Origin of the sequence: Microcoleus sp. bin38.metabat.b11b12b14.051 (assembly GCF_013299165.1) — a bacterium.
GTDB lineage: Bacteria > Cyanobacteriota > Cyanobacteriia > Cyanobacteriales > Microcoleaceae > Microcoleus.
On the sequence record NZ_JAAFKD010000001.1, the window covers coordinates 378,627 to 395,213 of the forward strand.

Annotated in this window: 19 protein-coding genes; 9 read left to right on the top strand and 10 right to left on the bottom strand. The window is 44.5% G+C overall.

The features are described from left to right. Positions 1 to 36: 36 nt before the first annotated feature. Positions 37 to 687 (top strand): retropepsin-like domain-containing protein, encoded by a 651-nt coding sequence (locus QZW47_RS01655; RefSeq protein ID WP_293122757.1) that lies wholly within the window; start codon positions 37 to 39, stop codon positions 685 to 687. A 32-nt stretch (positions 688 to 719) separates the two neighbouring features. Here the strand turns inward: QZW47_RS01655 and QZW47_RS01660 are convergent, their stop codons facing one another. Then, complete coding sequence (locus tag QZW47_RS01660) at positions 720 to 938, bottom strand: helix-turn-helix transcriptional regulator (protein ID WP_293122760.1); 219 nt, start codon at positions 936 to 938, stop codon at positions 720 to 722. Between the two features lie 94 nt (positions 939 to 1,032). On the opposite strand from QZW47_RS01660, the gene QZW47_RS01665 reads away from it, so the two are divergent. Both QZW47_RS01665 and QZW47_RS01670 read left to right on the top strand, forming a co-directional pair. Next, the gene (locus QZW47_RS01665; protein ID WP_293122764.1) at positions 1,033 to 1,239 is read left to right on the top strand and encodes a hypothetical protein; all 207 of its coding nucleotides are present in this window, start codon (positions 1,033 to 1,035) and stop codon (positions 1,237 to 1,239) included. After that, positions 1,236 to 1,706 carry a hypothetical protein gene (locus QZW47_RS01670; RefSeq protein ID WP_293122767.1) on the top strand — a complete coding sequence of 157 codons (471 nt, stop codon included), beginning with the start codon at positions 1,236 to 1,238 and terminating at the stop codon, positions 1,704 to 1,706. The genes QZW47_RS01665 and QZW47_RS01670 overlap by 4 nt, the downstream gene beginning before the upstream one ends. A 290-nt stretch (positions 1,707 to 1,996) precedes the next feature. Here QZW47_RS01670 and QZW47_RS01675 read toward each other — a convergent pair whose 3' ends face one another. From QZW47_RS01675 to QZW47_RS01690, 4 genes are all read right to left on the bottom strand, one after another. Then, positions 1,997 to 3,385, bottom strand: a complete 1,389-nt coding sequence (locus tag QZW47_RS01675; RefSeq protein WP_293122770.1) for a UDP-glucose/GDP-mannose dehydrogenase family protein — start codon at positions 3,383 to 3,385, stop codon at positions 1,997 to 1,999. Positions 3,386 to 3,618: 233 nt separating this feature from the next. Continuing rightward, the gene (locus QZW47_RS01680; RefSeq protein WP_293123391.1) at positions 3,619 to 4,557 is read right to left on the bottom strand and encodes a UDP-glucuronic acid decarboxylase family protein; all 939 of its coding nucleotides are present in this window, start codon (positions 4,555 to 4,557) and stop codon (positions 3,619 to 3,621) included. A 360-nt stretch (positions 4,558 to 4,917) separates the two neighbouring features. Further along, positions 4,918 to 5,865: an NAD-dependent epimerase/dehydratase family protein gene (locus QZW47_RS01685; protein ID WP_293123394.1), complete on the bottom strand. Its 948-nt coding sequence runs from the start codon at positions 5,863 to 5,865 to the stop codon at positions 4,918 to 4,920. A gap of 210 nt (positions 5,866 to 6,075) precedes the next feature. Continuing rightward, positions 6,076 to 6,216, bottom strand: a complete 141-nt coding sequence (locus QZW47_RS01690; RefSeq protein ID WP_293122773.1) for a hypothetical protein — start codon at positions 6,214 to 6,216, stop codon at positions 6,076 to 6,078. Positions 6,217 to 6,388: 172 nt separating this feature from the next. On the opposite strand from QZW47_RS01690, the gene QZW47_RS01695 reads away from it, so the two are divergent. Together QZW47_RS01695 and QZW47_RS01700 are read left to right on the top strand one after the other, a co-directional pair. Next, positions 6,389 to 6,673 (top strand): type II toxin-antitoxin system ParD family antitoxin, encoded by a 285-nt coding sequence (locus QZW47_RS01695; protein WP_293122776.1) that lies wholly within the window; start codon positions 6,389 to 6,391, stop codon positions 6,671 to 6,673. Further along, on the top strand, positions 6,673 to 6,996 hold the full coding sequence (locus QZW47_RS01700; RefSeq protein ID WP_293122779.1) for a type II toxin-antitoxin system RelE/ParE family toxin: 324 nt from the start codon (positions 6,673 to 6,675) through the stop codon (positions 6,994 to 6,996). The genes QZW47_RS01695 and QZW47_RS01700 overlap by 1 nt, the downstream gene beginning before the upstream one ends. A 796-nt stretch (positions 6,997 to 7,792) precedes the next feature. On the opposite strand, the gene QZW47_RS01705 is transcribed toward QZW47_RS01700, so the two are convergent. Then, on the bottom strand, positions 7,793 to 10,378 hold the full coding sequence (locus tag QZW47_RS01705) for an ATP-binding protein (RefSeq protein WP_293122781.1): 2,586 nt from the start codon (positions 10,376 to 10,378) through the stop codon (positions 7,793 to 7,795). Between the two features lie 89 nt (positions 10,379 to 10,467). Then, positions 10,468 to 11,694, bottom strand: a complete 1,227-nt coding sequence (locus QZW47_RS01710; protein ID WP_293122784.1) for an AAA family ATPase — start codon at positions 11,692 to 11,694, stop codon at positions 10,468 to 10,470. Between the two features lie 47 nt (positions 11,695 to 11,741). Between QZW47_RS01710 and QZW47_RS01715 the strand changes: the two genes are divergently transcribed. The 3 genes from QZW47_RS01715 to QZW47_RS01725 all read left to right on the top strand — a co-directional run bounded on the left by QZW47_RS01715 (position 11,742) and on the right by QZW47_RS01725 (position 12,776). Next, positions 11,742 to 12,044 (top strand): hypothetical protein, encoded by a 303-nt coding sequence (locus QZW47_RS01715; RefSeq protein WP_293122787.1) that lies wholly within the window; start codon positions 11,742 to 11,744, stop codon positions 12,042 to 12,044. A gap of 145 nt (positions 12,045 to 12,189) precedes the next feature. Then, entirely contained in the window at positions 12,190 to 12,387 is a 198-nt protein-coding gene (locus QZW47_RS01720; protein ID WP_293122790.1) for a DNA-binding protein, read from the top strand. Further along, positions 12,387 to 12,776: a type II toxin-antitoxin system death-on-curing family toxin gene (locus tag QZW47_RS01725; RefSeq protein ID WP_293122793.1), complete on the top strand. Its 390-nt coding sequence runs from the start codon at positions 12,387 to 12,389 to the stop codon at positions 12,774 to 12,776. Before QZW47_RS01720 ends, QZW47_RS01725 begins: the two co-directional genes overlap by 1 nt. A gap of 8 nt (positions 12,777 to 12,784) precedes the next feature. Here the strand turns inward: QZW47_RS01725 and QZW47_RS01730 are convergent, their stop codons facing one another. The 3 genes from QZW47_RS01730 to lepA are packed head-to-tail and all read right to left on the bottom strand — an operon-like array spanning position 12,785 to position 14,977. Continuing rightward, positions 12,785 to 12,907, bottom strand: coding sequence for a hypothetical protein (locus QZW47_RS01730; protein WP_293122796.1), 123 nt, complete (start codon positions 12,905 to 12,907; stop codon positions 12,785 to 12,787). A gap of 52 nt (positions 12,908 to 12,959) precedes the next feature. Next, on the bottom strand, positions 12,960 to 13,157 hold the full coding sequence (locus QZW47_RS01735; RefSeq protein ID WP_293122799.1) for a hypothetical protein: 198 nt from the start codon (positions 13,155 to 13,157) through the stop codon (positions 12,960 to 12,962). Between the two features lie 5 nt (positions 13,158 to 13,162). After that, the gene (gene lepA, locus QZW47_RS01740; protein ID WP_293122802.1) at positions 13,163 to 14,977 is read right to left on the bottom strand and encodes a translation elongation factor 4; all 1,815 of its coding nucleotides are present in this window, start codon (positions 14,975 to 14,977) and stop codon (positions 13,163 to 13,165) included. An 801-nt stretch (positions 14,978 to 15,778) separates the two neighbouring features. On the opposite strand from lepA, the gene QZW47_RS01745 reads away from it, so the two are divergent. After that, positions 15,779 to 16,006, top strand: coding sequence for a type II toxin-antitoxin system CcdA family antitoxin (locus QZW47_RS01745; RefSeq protein ID WP_293122805.1), 228 nt, complete (start codon positions 15,779 to 15,781; stop codon positions 16,004 to 16,006). The last annotated feature ends 581 nt before the right edge of the window (positions 16,007 to 16,587 follow it).

A 16,587-nucleotide genomic window follows, 5' to 3' on the forward strand; every position in this document is an offset into this window, starting at 1 on the left:
TCTGAAATTGTATAATCATAATAATCCCCCAAATTTATGACTAATACACCCTCAAAAGAACAAAGTCGGGAGATGCTAAAGTGGCTCAACCGCAACCGACTGGATTTATTAGATTTCTATCGCAATCAATATGTTGCTTACAACGCCGAACGATTAATCGCTCACAGTGAAAACTTGCGGGAAATTTTAGATTTAGCTCAAGCTTCAGGAGAGCTTTATGCAATTTATTTGGTTCCCCGTTCCACTGCTTCTATTCAAATTTTATCCATTCGCTTTAGGACAGTTTCTCGCCATAATTGGCAGCCAAACTATCATGTTACAATGAAGCATAGAGATGTAGAAATTTCCACAACTATGTTAGTAGACTCCGGCGCTGAACTGAGTTTAATTTCCTTTAAACTTGGTCAAGACTTAGGGTTTGCTTTGGCTGATGCAGAATCTTCTTTATTAGCAGAAACTGTAGGCGGAAGAGTTGAGTATGTAATCCGGAATCTTGAAATGACTATTGACGGACACAGTTTTATTGCTCCTGTCGCCTGGTTACAAACAAATACAGGTGGAGAACAATTGCTTTTAGGCCGAGAAGTCGTGTTCGATCGCTTCAACATTGAATTTAGGCAAGCTGAAGAACAAATTCTATTTACCTGGCGGGAAGATTTCTTGTCACAAACGCCTATTCCTCAATAATCTCCACCAAAACTTCGATCGCCAAACAGCACCTACTTTTCCATAATTATCACAAAATCCTCAATCAGCACATCAAAAGTGCGGGCCAACTTGTATACTGCCGCAAAGTCAACCATCGCCATCCCCTGAGAGCGGGCATAATTGCTGATCGTACTGTACCCGACGCCCGATCGCTCCGCAACCTCCTTGAGCGTCCATCCCTTCTCGGCCGCCAACTCTCGAACCCGCAATTTGACTAAACCTTTACTCATAGAAACTATTTACAAAATTTTGTATTTAGGATAATATAACAAAAAGCGATCGGCCCGGTCAGTCAATTTTAGATTTTAGATTTTAGATTTTAGATTGGCTTTACACATGAGTCTGGGATGTGAAACGGGGGGCTTTGCCTTCAGCGAAGTCGAAGGATCGAAAATTTTGGATCGAGCGCGACACAAGTCGGCGGCGGGCGAAACAAAAGGCGATCGCCAGTTAAAATTAATTCTGACAGATAATTTCTGTCGATCGCACCCAGCAGATAGATTTACCAACCACCAGATGCACCTACAATGATATCAGAGAATCAGTTAAGATCGTCAGGGATTGCCGCCTCAAAAATTATTCACAAATCCTCAATCGTCAATCCGCGATCGAGATTTGTAACCGAAGAAACCGTAGCACTTTTGTTCAACATCACACCCGACCAAATTTATCGAATCGAATGCTGTCACAACATGGTGTACGTACACGCCAAAGGCCTCAGCAGATTTGTCAGCTACGCCGATTTCCCCCCAATCTTAGAAGTAAAACCAGCCTGCACCCAAGACTATCTCGGCTGGTACAAACGCTGGAAACGCACCCAAGCACCAGAGTTTTGGACTAAATTTTATACCTACAACTTCAAAACCGCTGTTTCAGTTGACAGCTTGCACGATTGGGGCAAATTAGTCGCTACAGTTAAATCAGTAATTTCTGCCTCAGCACTGCAAAAGCTACGCGATGTTTACGCTCAAGAAAAAACATTAATGGAAAGTTTCTAAAGCAGGCGGGGCGATTAACAGTTGACAGTTGACAGTTGACAGCTACCTCTACCTCTACCTCTACCTCTACCTCTACCTGGAAGGAAGAGGATTGAAGCAATGAATAGTCTTCTTTTAATTTCTGCCTCAAAGGGTTCCGGCTTTAAACCAATTTTTTCTGGTAAAATCGCGATTGTTGGCTACGAGTAAATGTAAGGTGCGCATTGCGCACCCTACCGAATGAGATTCTACGCTTTGTAAGGTGCGCATTTCGCACCTTACGGGATAGAGATTTTACTCAAAACTCTTGTTTACCTGCCAATTCCCACGTATTGGAAACCAGCCGCTTCTAAAACTTTTTTATCTAAGAAATTGCGGCCGTCAATCATCACCGCATGAGCCATCAACTTCGACATTTTTTGATAATCTAAATTCCGAAACTGTTCCCAATCTGTCACCAACACCAAAGCATCGCAACCGTCAGCCAATCTTTCCGGATCTGTTTCTACCAAAACACCGGACAAACCGTGACGCATCCCAGTTTGAGAAACAATCGGATCGTAAGCTTTAACTTTTGCTCCCAACCGATTCAAATTCTCGATTAAATTCAGCGAAGGAGCATCTCGCAAATCGTCAGTATCCGGCTTAAAAGTCAAGCCTAAAAGTCCGACTGTTTTACCTTTGAGAATTTTCAAAACTTGCTGCAACTTTTCAATAGCAATCAACCGCTGGCGTTCGTTAACTTCAACCGCAGCTTTCAGCAAATGCGCTTCGTAGCCGTAATCTTCAGCAGTATGAACTAATGCTGATACATCTTTGGGGAAACAAGAACCGCCCCAACCGATACCTGCTTGCAAAAACTTGCTACCAATTCGCGAATCTAAACCAATACCTTTCGCTACTTGGGTAACATCTGCACCGACTCGATCGCAAATATTAGCAACTTCATTAATAAAGCTAATCTTAGTCGCCAAAAAAGCATTAGCTGCGTACTTAATCATTTCTGCGGAACTGATATCAGTCATCACCACAGGTACCGCAGCCAAAGATGGATTTTCGGCAAACTTGCGATCGACAATTGGCGTGTATAATTGTAGCATCATATCCATCGCCCGCTGAGAGTTGCTGCCCAGAACAATGCGATCGGGATTAAACGTATCGTGAACCGCGCAGCCCTCCCGCAAAAACTCTGGATTGCTAACCACATCAAAATCAGCACCAATTTTTGCTGCTACTTCCTCACCCGTAACGCCCTCACCGCTGTGAGCTTTTTGACGTTCAGCCAAACCATCTAGTACAATTCTCCGCACCCAATCTCCCGAACCGATGGGTACAGTAGATTTGTTGACAATCACTTTATAATCGCCGTCGAGGTGAGCCCCAATGCCGCGCGCCACCGCTTCCACGTAGCGAGTATCGCTTTCCCCAGTAGGTAAAGGAGGCGTCCCTACCGCAATAAATAAAATGTCCCCGTGAGCAACTCCTGCTGCTAAATCCGCAGTAAACTCAAGCTTTCCCGATTGAGAAGCCGATTGCATTAATTCAGAAAGTCCGGGTTCAAAAATTGGCGACTGTCCCGACTTCATTAATTTAACTTTTTCTTCGTTGTTATCAACACAAATCACGTGGTGTCCGATGTGAGCCAAGCAAGTGCCGGTGACTAAGCCGACGTATCCTGTACCGATGACGCAAACACGCATATAAATCTCCTCAAAGTTAGTAAACAGTTGATATTTGACAGCTTGCCCCGAGCGGAGTCGAGGGGTTGATAGTTGACAGTTGACAGCTTGCCCCGAGCGGAGTCGAGGGGTTGACAGTTGACAGTTGACAGAAGGAAATAAGGAAGAGGAAATAAGAAGTAGAAAATTTTACCATCTCCCCATCTCCCCATCTCCCCATCTCCCTATCTCTCCATCTCCCCATCTCCCCATCTCTACTTTAGATTTCCCTCAATGCGATCGCGAAAATCCTTCACAGTCAACTCTAAACCTTTATCCAGCGGCACAGTTGGCTCCCACCCTAACCAATTTTTAGCAAGAGTAATATCCGGTTGTCGCTGTTTTGGATCGTCTTGTGGCAGCGGTTTGAAGATAATTTCCGCTCCTGGATTAATCATGTTTTGAATTTTCTGTGCCAACTCTAAGATAGTGTATTCGCCGGGATTACCCAAATTCATCGGCCCGATTTCATCGCTATTCATCAAGCGCATAAATCCCTCAACCAAATCAGAAACGTAGCAAAAACTCCTGGTTTGGGAACCGTCGCCGTAGACAGTCAGCGGTTGATTTCGCAAAGCTTGAACGATAAAATTGCTCACTACCCGGCCGTCATTTTCCAACATCCTCGGGCCGTAGGTATTAAAAATTCGCACAACTCGAATGTCTACACCATTTTGTCGGTGGTAGTCAAAAGATAGGGTTTCAGCTACTCGCTTGCCTTCGTCGTAACAGCTCCGAATACCGATACAATTAACGTTACCGCGATAATCTTCTGTTTGCGGGTGGACATCTGGATCGCCGTAAACTTCTGATGTGGAGGCCAGAAAGAATCTTGCTTTTACCCGTTTGGCTAACCCTAACATATTCATCGTGCCGATGACGTTTGTTTTGATTGTCTTGACAGGATTGAACTGATAGTGTAGTGGCGAAGCCGGACAAGCCAGATGGTAAATCTGATCTACCTCTAAGCGAATCGGTTCCGTGATGTCGTGGCGGATCAGCTCAAAATAGGGATTGTCCATCCATTTAAGGATATTGCGCTTAGTCCCGGTGTAAAAGTTATCCAGGCAGACTACCTCGTGTCCTTGGGCCATTAAGCGATCGATCAGATGGGAACCGATGAAACCCGCACCGCCTGTAACTAAAATTCTCATGGGGGAAACTGCCGTTCTGTTTAGAGTGCAAGACTGTGGTACAACAATTGAGTCGATCGAACCAAACTTGCTATATAGAATAGCAAAATATCGATCGACAATGTAAAGACTGCGCCCCACTTTCATAAAATCTTTAATTAACTTAGCACAGTCAAATATTTTCAACTGATTTCGATCTACACAGCAGCTAACCTAGTTAATTTTACTTACACTTATATAATTACGAAAAAATACTTAAGTAACTTCATAAAAAATATAACACTCAGAAACCCGGTTTCTCAATGAAACCGGGTTTCTGAACTAATCGTATCCGGTAGCTTCATCCCTGATTGCACTTAATATGAGTAGGTTCAGCGCACTCTAACCGTACAAAGACTGTACCCATTCCCATTCTTGCCTCAACCCTTCCCTCAAAGAAACCTGCGCCTGATATCCCAAGATTTTCTTAGCTTTTGATACGTCAGCGCTAGTATCTCGCGCATCTCCTTTGCTCGATTCTAGGTAATTGATGCGAATCGGGCGATCGACAATGCTTTCCATAGTCTGAATAACTTCTGCCAAAGCAACTCGACTTCCGCCCCCAATATTGAAAATTTCCCCGATTGCTTCGGGCACTTTAGCAGCAGCTAAATTAGCAGCAACGCAATCGCTAATAAATGTGAAATCTCGCGTTTGCTGTCCGTCTCCGTAAATTGAAATCGCTTCGCCGCGCAAAATAGATTTGAAAAATATGTGAAATGCCATATCGGGACGCTGGCGAGGCCCGTAAACAGTAAAATACCGCAGGATGGTTGCCGGAACGCCAAAATTGTGATAATAAAGTGAAGCCAAACGTTCAGCGGCCAATTTGGTAATGCCGTAAGGAGAAACGGGTTGAGGGCAGGCAGTTTCGGAAGTAGGGAAAGTTTCAGCATTGCCGTACACCGACGAAGACGAAGCCAATACAAACTTTTTCAGTTGCGGTGCATCTTTTGCTGCTTCTAGGAGTAGCTGAGTTGCATTGATATTGCGAGCGGTATAGCTGCGGAAACCGTCTCCCCAACTAGCACGGACTCCTGCTTGGGCTGCTTGGTGGTAAATGACTTCGGCATTGGCTAAAAGCGGTTTCCAATCCAAAGATAAGATATTTCCCTCAACCAGTTTAAAATTCGGATTTTTTTCAAAATGAGCGAGATTTTTTCTTTTCAATTCGGGATTGTAATAATCGTTGACTTCATCAACGCCGATTACTTGCTCACCTTGATTTAAAAGAGTCTCTACTAAATTAGAGCCGATAAAGCCTGCCGCGCCTGTAACGATACTACTCATTGGTTGATTGTTGATTGTTGATTTCAGCATACACAGAAATTCTGAATATAGCTAGTCTCCCTGAATTGTACAATTAAAAGGTTGATTTGTTGTCGAATAAATAGAGACTGAGACGCGCTCTACCAAATTCTCAGCGATCGAACTGATGTAGTGGGATACTTATATCAATAATTCAATGGTATTAAAACAGACTATTAATTAGTTGTACAATTAATTGATATGTGCTGTATTTTGTAAAACCTTAAGACTCACAATATGTTGTGCAGTCGAAGTCAGGAGCAAAAAGTCGATAACTGCTCGATCGACTGTGGGAATATCGGCGGTATTAGTTTTGACTTCTGCCCCGTGCATTCAAATATCGGTGAGTTGACGCTTGGGATTTACGCTCGGGATAGGAGCCCGATCGCACTTTTTGGTGGCGATCGCCCTCGCAATCGGTTTAAGCTGAGACAGAAAAGGGCGATCGATCTAATCTACTGTTAAAAGCGATATCATAAAATTGTCGATAGCGGAGCAAATTGTGATGAATATATCTTTGACTTCAGAACTCGAAAAGTTAATCCAAGAACAGGTTAAAAAAGGTAAATATTCCTCAGCGAGTGAGATGGTAGGGGAAGCTTTGCGGTTGTTGTGGGAGCGCGATCGCATTAAAGAGAAGCGTCTTGCTGACTTGAAGGAAAAAATTCGAGTAGGGATAGAAGAATTAGATCGCGGTGAAGGGATGGATGGCGAAGAGGTATTTGATGAAATCGAGGAAGATATTTGTCGGATAGAAGCGCAAATGCAGCAAGCTGAGGAGGTTAAGTAATGACTCGGTATATTTTAGCACCTTCAGCGAAGCGTGAATTGAAAGAGATTGTCCGCTATATTGCTCAGTTTAACCCGGATTCTGCTAGAAGACTGAAGGAAGCGATTAAGCAGCAGTGCAAGTTATTGGTTGATTTTCCAAGTATGGGGAGAAGTCGGGATGAATTGGAGCTGGATTTGCGGAGTTTTTTAGTAGAAGATTACTTGATTTTTTATCGAGTTGTCAGTGGAAATATTGAAATTGTGAGAATAGTCAGCGGTTATCGGGATATAGAATTACTTTTTTCAGGCGAGTCTAGCGGTGAAGAGGAAGAGGAGATTTGAAGGGAAGGGGCGGAAATGGTATTAGCACTGTGGAAGTGCGATCGTACTTCCAGACTTTAGTCACTTCACCCTACCAATCGGTTTATAAAAAAGCTTGATTCCACAAAAATGTTGGGTTTGTGTCCTGGATTCTTGAAAAAAAGAGGTGCGTCGCTATTAGATGGTCGCTTTTTTCTTGAGAATTGTCAATGGCGACACACCCTACAGAGGTTGAAAAAAAGAGGTGTGTCGCTATTAGATGGTCGCTTTTTTCTTGAGAATTGTCAATGGCGACACACCCTACAGAGGTTGAAAAAAAGAGGTGCGTCGCTATTAGATGGTCGCTTTTTTCTTGAGAATTGTCAATGGCGACACACCCTACAGTATTCATAGGGTGCGTCGCTTGCGATCAATCCCTAACTTAAATCGACAATTTCATGGCGACGCACCTACAGAGCTTTAAAAAAAGAGGTGCGTCGCTATTAGATGGTCGCTTTTTTCTTGAGAATTGTCAATGGCGACACACCCTACAGTATTCGTAGGGTGCGTCGCTTGCGATCAATCCCTAACTTAAATCGACAATTTCATCGCGACGCACCTACAGAGCTTTAAAAAAAGAGGTGCGTCGCTATTAGATGGTCGCTTTTTTCTTGAGAATTGTCAATGGCGACACACCCTACAGTATTCGTAGGGTGCGTCGCTTGCGATCAATCCCTAACTTAAATCGACAATTTCATCGCGACGCACCTTATACATTGGGTGGACGAAATAAACCAAACAATTCTATTGTACCAAGCTTGTTTTTTCAACGGTATATCTACCCGTTCCCTCCCAATGACATCTGAACCCAACGGCGAAATAGTTCCACACTAATACAGTAGCAACCATCACTTTGTTGAACTACATCGTGGCGTTCCAGAGTTTTTAATGCTTCCTCTAAACTTGTTCTATCCATCCCTATTTCTGCACTCAGACTGTCGCAATTCATTCCATCTAAATGAGGTGCTAATGCTCTTAAAATCTGCTGTTGTCCCGGTGCGCCTTCGCTTGCTTGACCCCAAACTCCTGTAAAATAGTAGCGACCTCTGCTGAAAAAATCAGGGTCATTGATGACTATTTCCACATCTTCTATGCTAAACATTGGATCGCGGGGGCGTCCGATTTCAAATACTTGGTCGTTGTAGTGGCGGACTAATAGAAATCCGATTAATTGCGTGAGATAGGGTTGGCCGCCGGTTAGTTCGTAAATGCGATCGAGTGCTTCGGGTTTGTAGTCGAGGATAAAATCATCATCGGGATTGGCTAAAATTTGGCTAGTTGCAGGTGAATTCAGGAAACCAACTCGGATGGGGATAATGCTAGCAAAAAAAGGATTGAAATAATCCCCGGTCATTTCATCTAAGGTGTGCAATCCGGCAAACACAAAGGCGATTTTAGAACTCATTTGCACCATGCCGCGCAAAAAACCGATAAAATCTGGTGCGATTTTCCCCGCGTTTATCAATTCTTCGATTTTTTCAAATTCGTCTAAAGCAATAATTAATCCACCTTCTATATTTCCGATGATTTGTTCGATGTAGCGTCGAAAAGTGATGTAGGGCAAATCGAGTAAATCTTTATCTGCCGGAGGAGCAATTTTGACTATTTTGGCAATGGCATCGGTGACGAATATTAGTAGTTCGCCGACTCCTTGAGAACAATCTGCCACCAGCAGCAAGTTGACATAGGCTACCTGTACCCTTGCTCCGAGGCAGTTGCTAGCATTCAACAAGATCGATGTTTTGCCCATCCGCCGATGACCGTAGAGAGCAACAGATTGCAATTGATCGCCCTTTACCCACAACTCCTCTAGCTGTTTGATGATGTCTTCGCGGCCGACAAACAGATTGCCTTGGACTGGATCGCCGATTACATAGGGGTTACTCACAGGTTGAGTAATTGAAATATCTCCTATTTCTATTGTCAATTGCAGTAATATCTCTAGCCATTTTTTGGCAGTTTTAATAATTAAATCTTGTTCGGGTTTTGGTATAATATCTGAACGTTTTAGGATAGTTTCAAGTTCACCTAATGCTCGGAGGAGCGCCAAGGGACGGGCATAACGAGATACGCTATTCTGAACGAGTTGAACATCGGCAATTACCCGTCGTAGAGAGGCAATTACTTCCCAAGTAGTCCCGCGCAGCACAGGTGGATTTGGGGAAGGTGGCAATTTCAAGGCAGCTATTTCGGCTAGTTCTGATGTTTGGTGAAAACCTGTGAGAATTTGCGCTAAGGTAAACATCTCTTCTCCATAAAGCAAATCTCGGACTACAGCAAAAGCTGCTGTAGCTTTCTCTGGTTCCTGTTCGTGGAGATACCAGAAACCAGCAGCAGAGGCACGGGCAGGACTATTTAAACGAATTTCTGTTTGAAAACGAGCTTGAATTTGTTGTTTCCAAGGTGCGATGATGAAAAAACTTGCTACTGCTTCTGACTTCATGGTTTCACTGAGGGAAGCTGAGGCAAAATGCACTAACTTCCAATCATAAGGATTTTCTGATAATTGAGAGATACGATAGATAATTTGGTCTCTTGGTGTCTCTGCTAGTACGCGATTTACAGCTTGAATAACAGGGATAAACTGAAGAGTAAATTTTAGTAGTTCGTCAATGTTGTGCAATCCTGTTTCCCAATCCCGCCTCAGCCAATTAGCTATTTGAACAGACAGGTAGGGCAGGGGAAGCGGGGTAATGTGAGGAAATTGTCTATTTTGTTGTTGGCGCTGAAGTAGCGTAAACGGTACAGCGAAAAGCCAATTTTCAGGACGTGCGATCGCCACGCCGATCGCCACGCCGAACGCCACGCCGAACGCCACGCCCAACGCCACGCCCCTCGCCACGCCCCACGCCACGCCCAACGCCACGCCCAACGCCACGCCCGACGCCACGCCACGTCCCACGCCCAAAACTGGCCCTGGCCCGGGGGCCGGACGGAACGGGCAAGCATCTGTCGTGCAGCCATTCCACCCTGACGCCACGCCTGACGCCACGCCCCCCACCACGCCCCCCACCACGCCGAACGCCACGCCCCCCACCACGCTCCGCCAATCGATAGAAACGCCTATTTCCTCCAAAAGTCTACTCAAGCCTATCGGGATAACAATGATTAACATCAAGCCTTGCAAAATTAACTGACGCTGAATGGGATTTTGACGCAACCAATCCCACTTTTCTCGCCAGGTTTTGGTGTCTTCTAAATTAGATTCACCGCCAAAAGTAAACTCATACCGTCGCACAGCTTGAGGAAAGAAAAACACCCAATATAACAATCGCAGGTAATCTAAAGGATTCCACAAAGAAAGAGGGCGCTTCAGTTTTGGAGCTAAATCTAACCGAGGTACGGGGTGATGGTTTTGATTCATAAGTTTTTAGATTACTCGGTAGTCTACAAAAACGAAGATTACTCGGCGGTTGAAACCGCGTCTACACAAACAAAGTCCGCCTTCGCGGACTAAGAGATTGACGGAGTATTTAAGTCGGAGTTAGTATCGTTGTTAATATAACGAGCATAAGTTTGATGGCACAATTGCATCAATTTCTGAGGATAACCGCCACTTTCAGCAATTAAACCCGCAATTTCTTCCTCTGTAAAACAGACTGGTTCGGGAACAGGTGTTAACCAGTCAGCCTGGAGGCGACTTGCAATAAATTTGCGACAGATTTCATCATCCCATCGCTTCAGTGTTTCCTCAATACAAATTCCTTTGAAAGGAGAAGTCATATTTTGGTCTTGACTGTCAGGAAACAGCATATCGAGAGAGGTGCAGGCCGCCACAACTAGACGCAAAGGTGCGTTGCTTCCCTCTGCTAAACCCCGCAATTGCCCGCGTATTTGGTTAGTAAATCCATCCCAGGTCATTTTTTCAACTTCATCTAAAAGCAACAGCAATCGGTGCGATTCTAAAGCTCGTTGCAGTAAAAATCCCTTGACTGTTTCGATACCTATAAAGCTGCACAAAGCACCGTAAAAATCATCTTCGTCGCAAATATTTTGCAAGTTGAGATAAATAGGTTGACGCTGAGGACGAAGTTGAGTTGGTGCTTGTTGGTAAATTGCTTGTAGCAGAGAACTTTTGCCGATCGCCCTTTCGCCCACTATCGCTACACTACTGCCACTATTCAGCGTCTCGAATACCCGCCGAATTTCCCGTTCTCTGCCAAATAAAAATCGCGGGTCGTCTATTTTACCATGCTGGGGAATAAAGGGATTATTGTAGTCGGAATTATCCACTGCGATCGAAGAAACCGGGTTTTTCACCGAATCTGTGGACTGCAACGAAGTATTTTCGTGAAAAAACCCGGTTTCTGGGCCCCCATGCGTAGTTATATTGGGATTTCTAATGTCTTCCCAATCCAATCCTAAAGCCCTGCAAATTGCCACAAAATACTGGTGCTTGACATTTTTTAGGTTGAAAAATTTATTAATTGTTTGTCTATCAATACCATCCGGCTTTTCGCCTTCCACCACAGCGTAACCCGCTAAGTCTTGGCGACTCCAGCTTTTATCTATGCGAGCTCTTTCTGCTTTTTCGATTCCAGCCTCTGATGCTTTGAGCGTTGATTGCGGCATAGCCAAATTACAAATCTTTTCAGTATTATAAGCGATCGCCAACCAAACGCATCCCAAACACATACCAAACTCATAGTAACTGAAACCTATACACAGGCTGAATTTCAAGCTTTGAGGTTTTAAGATTAAAACATATTCAATAAAAGGTAGCAATCATGAAAACTAAATCCAATATCACACCCGCTAAACGGAAATCTACTCAAATGACTCCTAAAAATACTCCTCCTCAAATTCCCCCAGCTTTCCAGCAAGTCTTCTTCAGCGTGATTTGTTTGACTTTACTTTCTGGAGGCGTGTGTGTATCGCTTGGTACTAAAGATAGTCTATCTCCCCAACAACTTCGGATTTTTGAGAGTTGCAATACTACTTGGAATATGGGTGTGGGTGCGATTTTTGGACTTTTGGGTAGTAAAGCTAGCGATTTATTTGGCCCGGATGATGATGAGGATAATGAGTAATCTGTAATCATTTATTTGCCGAAGGCATCGCCCTTCGGCAAAAAGTGCGTGTAGCCAGCCGCAGACATCGCCCTTTCAAACAACCCGAATCGGCCTAAAATAACTGACGTGCTACACTCAGAGTATCGTCAAAGTTACAAACAGAATGCAAACCATTACCATCACCATTCCCGACGAACGTCTTCTCAAGCTACAGGAAACAGCTTCTAGTCTGGGTATCTCACTAGAAGCATTACTACTCATGAGCGCCGAAAGCTTGCTCGCAACACCAGAAATAGCCTTTGAAAACTCTATGGAATACGTCCTCAAAAAGAATGCTGAACTCTACCAAAAACTGGCATAATGCGCTATCTAACTTTAACTGAAGTCTTAGAACTTTATCGCCGCATTATCGAGCAGTCTGGCGGAGTATCTGGTATCGCCAATTTAGGAGCATTAGAGTCAGCTTTAGCTCAGCCGCGCATGACCTTTGGCGGGGAGGAACTTTACCCAACTATCGTAGAAAAAGCTTCCGCTATTGGCTTTGCTTTAATTAAAAATCATCCCTTCTTGGATGGTAACAAACGCATCGGCCACGCAGCAATGGAAGTCTTTTTAGTTTTGAACGGATTTGAAATTTCTGCACCTGTGGATGAGCAAGAACAAATTATTTTACAAGTCGCATCAAGTGCGATCGCCCGCGATGACTTTACTGAGTGGTTGCGCTCTCATATTGTCGATCGCTCGATTTAATACCAATTTTAAACAATTTGGCGATAATCATCTGCTCCTGGTGCATACAATTCTTGTTCAAACTTTTCGATTAATGCAATCACTAACTCATATATCTCATCTTCTTCAGGAGTGCGATCGCGTCGGTGCATTAACTATTCCACAACAGCCAGAGCCTTTTCATTATCCGCTTCAATTATGCCCTTAATTATAACGGGCTGCCTCGCTCACAAAGCCGATCGCACATAATCGCACAAATTCCCGATCGCACTTCCACACCAAAGAAACCGGGTTTTTACCAATTCTACGGGCTGGAACCTGTGGATTTTCGTGAAAAACCCGGTTTCTGGCCACCCGTACATCCAATATTGGGACGATCGCACTTGCGATCGGCCCCAACACACAAATTACGAATCGCGATCGAGCTTCAGCACAGCCATAAAAGCCTCCTGCGGCACATCCACAGTACCCACAGACTTCATCCGCTTCTTACCCTTCGCCTGCTTTTGTAGTAACTTCTTCTTCCGCGAAATATCGCCGCCGTAACACTTCGCCAACACATCCTTCCGCAAAGCCGGAATATGTTCCGAAGCAATCACCTTAGCGCCAATAGTCGCTTGAATCGGCACCTTAAACTGGTGGCGAGGAATCAATTCCTTCAGTTTCTCCGTCAAGCCACGGCCCACATTGTAAGCCTTATCCCGGTGCACGATCATCGCCAAAGCATCAACCGGATCGCCATTAATTAAAATGTCCAATTTCACCAACGGATTTTCGCGATAACCGATGATGTGATACTCCATACTCGCATAACCGCGCGATCGCGATTTCATCTGATCGAAAAAGTCCGTCACCACCTCCGCCAAAGGTAACTCATAAACCAGCGTAGTCCGCCCCTGACTCAGATATTTCATATCCACAAAAATGCCCCGCCGAGTTTGAGATAACTCCATCAGCGCGCCGACATAGGTTTCCGGCGATAGCATTTCTACCCGCACATAAGGTTCCTCAATCTTCTCGCGATACTGAGGATCGGGTAAGTGGCTCGGATTGTCAATTGTTAACACTTCTCCCTTAATTGTTGTGACTTGATAAACCACAGAAGGAGCCGTAACAATCAAATCCAAATTGTATTCTCTTTCCAATCTTTCCTGCACAATTTCCATGTGCAGCAAACCCAAGAAACCGCAGCGGAAACCAAATCCCATCGCACTAGAAGTTTCCGGTTCATAGGAAAGCGCCGCATCGTTAAGTTCCAGTTTTTCCAAAGCTTCCCGCAAGTCTGGAAACTGGTCAGCATCGATCGGGAATAAGCCACAAAAAACCATCGGCTTAGCCTCCGTATAACCAGGCCAAGGCTCCGGTGCAGGCTTTTTGACCAAAGTAATCGTATCGCCAACGCGAGCATCAGCTACCGCCTTAATTGCCGCGCCCAGATAACCAACTTCCCCCGCGTGCAATTCATCTACTTGTACTTGTGTCGGTGACAGGATGCCCAATTCATCAATGACATATTCCTTCCCCGAAACCATCAACAACACGCGATCGCCCTTTTTCACACTTCCGTCCATCACCCGGAAATACACAATTACCCCGCGATAAGCATCGTAATAACTATCAAAAATTAGCGCCCGCAGCGGTTTCTCCACAGTATCCTGCGGCGGCGGCACGAATTCTACGATCGCCTCCAAAATCTCATCAATACCAATTCCTTCCTTAGCAGAAGCCTCGATCGCCCCGCTACAGTCGAGACCGATAATTTCTTCAATTTCCCCTTTTACCCGTTCCGGTTCCGCCCCCGGTAGGTCAATTTTATTTAAAACCGGAATAATTTCCAAATTGTTTCCCAAGGCAAGGTAGACATTTGCCAAGGTTTGTGCTTCCACGCCTTGAGAAGCGTCTACCACCAGCAGCGCACCTTCGCAAGCAGCGAGCGATCGCGAAACCTCGTAAGAGAAGTCCACGTGTCCGGGAGTGTCGATCAGATTCAGCACGTAGTCCTGACCGTCCTTGGCAGTGTAATTCATCCGAGCCGCTTGCAGCTTGATCGTAATGCCACGTTCGCGTTCGAGATCCATGTTGTCTAAAAACTGCTCCTTCATTTCCCGTGCCTTCACAGTCCCAGTCGCCTGCAACAGGCGATCGGCCAAAGTGGATTTTCCGTGGTCGATGTGAGCAATAATCGAAAAATTACGAATGCGAGATACAGGAACGCTTGTCATAAAAACCTATTGGCAAAAGATTGACTTTTGTCGTATTATAAAACTTCATTCAATCTACAGTCATTTATAGACTTAAATAGAATTTAATTTTTTATCTACTTTGGGTTGACAAAGCCATTGTATTTATGCTATATTTCTAGGCAACTATAGCTTAGACGCCCTGCTCAGAAAAACTTTTGTCTCTGTTATTTTACAGAAAACTCTGGAACAGTTGAGAAAAAGCCGATCGGCAGCATCGCTTCTCAAACTTCCAGCCCAGTCCGTCGATTTTCCATTTTTCGATTGGAGATTTGAGACTTCGGCGTCAAACTTCAGCGAGCGCGAGCCTCGCCTCGATTCGGAAGACAAAACAAGGATTTTAGATTTACTGCACAACTTTAGATTGGAGATTTGAGACTTCGGCGTTAGACTTCAGCGAGCGCGAGCGTCGAGTCCCAAGAGAGGAGAACGATTGTAGAGATACTGCACAACAGATAAATCTGGGAGTTCGAGCAGAAGTCTAAAATTTGGGGCCGATGGTGACGATTGTCGGGCGGTTGTATCCATTTTTGGGAGCGAGTTGCTCTACAGAGGCCCATAGCAAACTGAAAAATATTGGTGACGAGTTGGTTGGTAGCGCTTGACAAGCAACACATAATTTGGTCAAATGACGGAAGCGGGACGGTAAGCGTGTAAACAAGTATAGGTTTTCATCCGCTGTGCATCTCTACTAGAGGTACTCAATCACTTCCTTCAAAACAAAAAGGCGTAAATTCCTAGAAGGAATTGAAACTTAAGAATTAAAACTAGGATTTTTTAACTATGAGCGAGTCAAGCATACCATCTCACAGTTCTTCAGAAAAAGTCGAACTATCTATCCATATAGATTCTGAGCTGCTAGACCAAATTAAGCACTTGACAAATGACCCCAGTAAAGTGATTGAAACAGCCATCAAGCAGTGGCTCAGAGGCGATCGCCGCGAAGACGATCAAGCTATGAGTTTGCGCCGCAACCCGCCAGTCCCGCCCCGGGGCGAGTGGAACGACTGAGGCTTTCGTCGCTGCTTGGGTGGCGCGCGAGTTCCGGGTGGGGCGGCGAAAGCCACAGGTTGTTCGGAGTTCCCTGAGCTATCTCCGAACCTCGAAACTCTTTAAGGTGGGGGCAAAAATGCGCCCGCCAGCTCCCGACTCGAGTTGTTCGCAGTCTCAAATAGGGACATAATCTTCAAAGTCGATCGTTAATCTGTTTGTTTAGGCTACTAATTCCTAAATCATAATTTTGATAGGTTAATGCCCCAAAATGGTAAAGAAAAAATGTTTGGAATTTTGAGTTGAAGGGTGAATTTAATAATTAATAAATTTAGAGTTCATCCCTAACTAAAAACCCAATCTGGGCAGCATCAAATAGTTGGGAAATATGAGTAGAGTTGAGTAAATAATATAGTTTTCGTTGGTATCGGAATCAGATTTTTCGGGGTGCACTACGAGCGGAACCATCGCCAGCAGCGTATAGTTCCGCAGTTACCGGATTTGATTGGATAGATTAAATATCGGTAATTTCTTAGTTGATTAATAACTCACAACTTAACGATCGAAGCCCAAAACAATTTTGAGTATTGGTTTTTGCATTA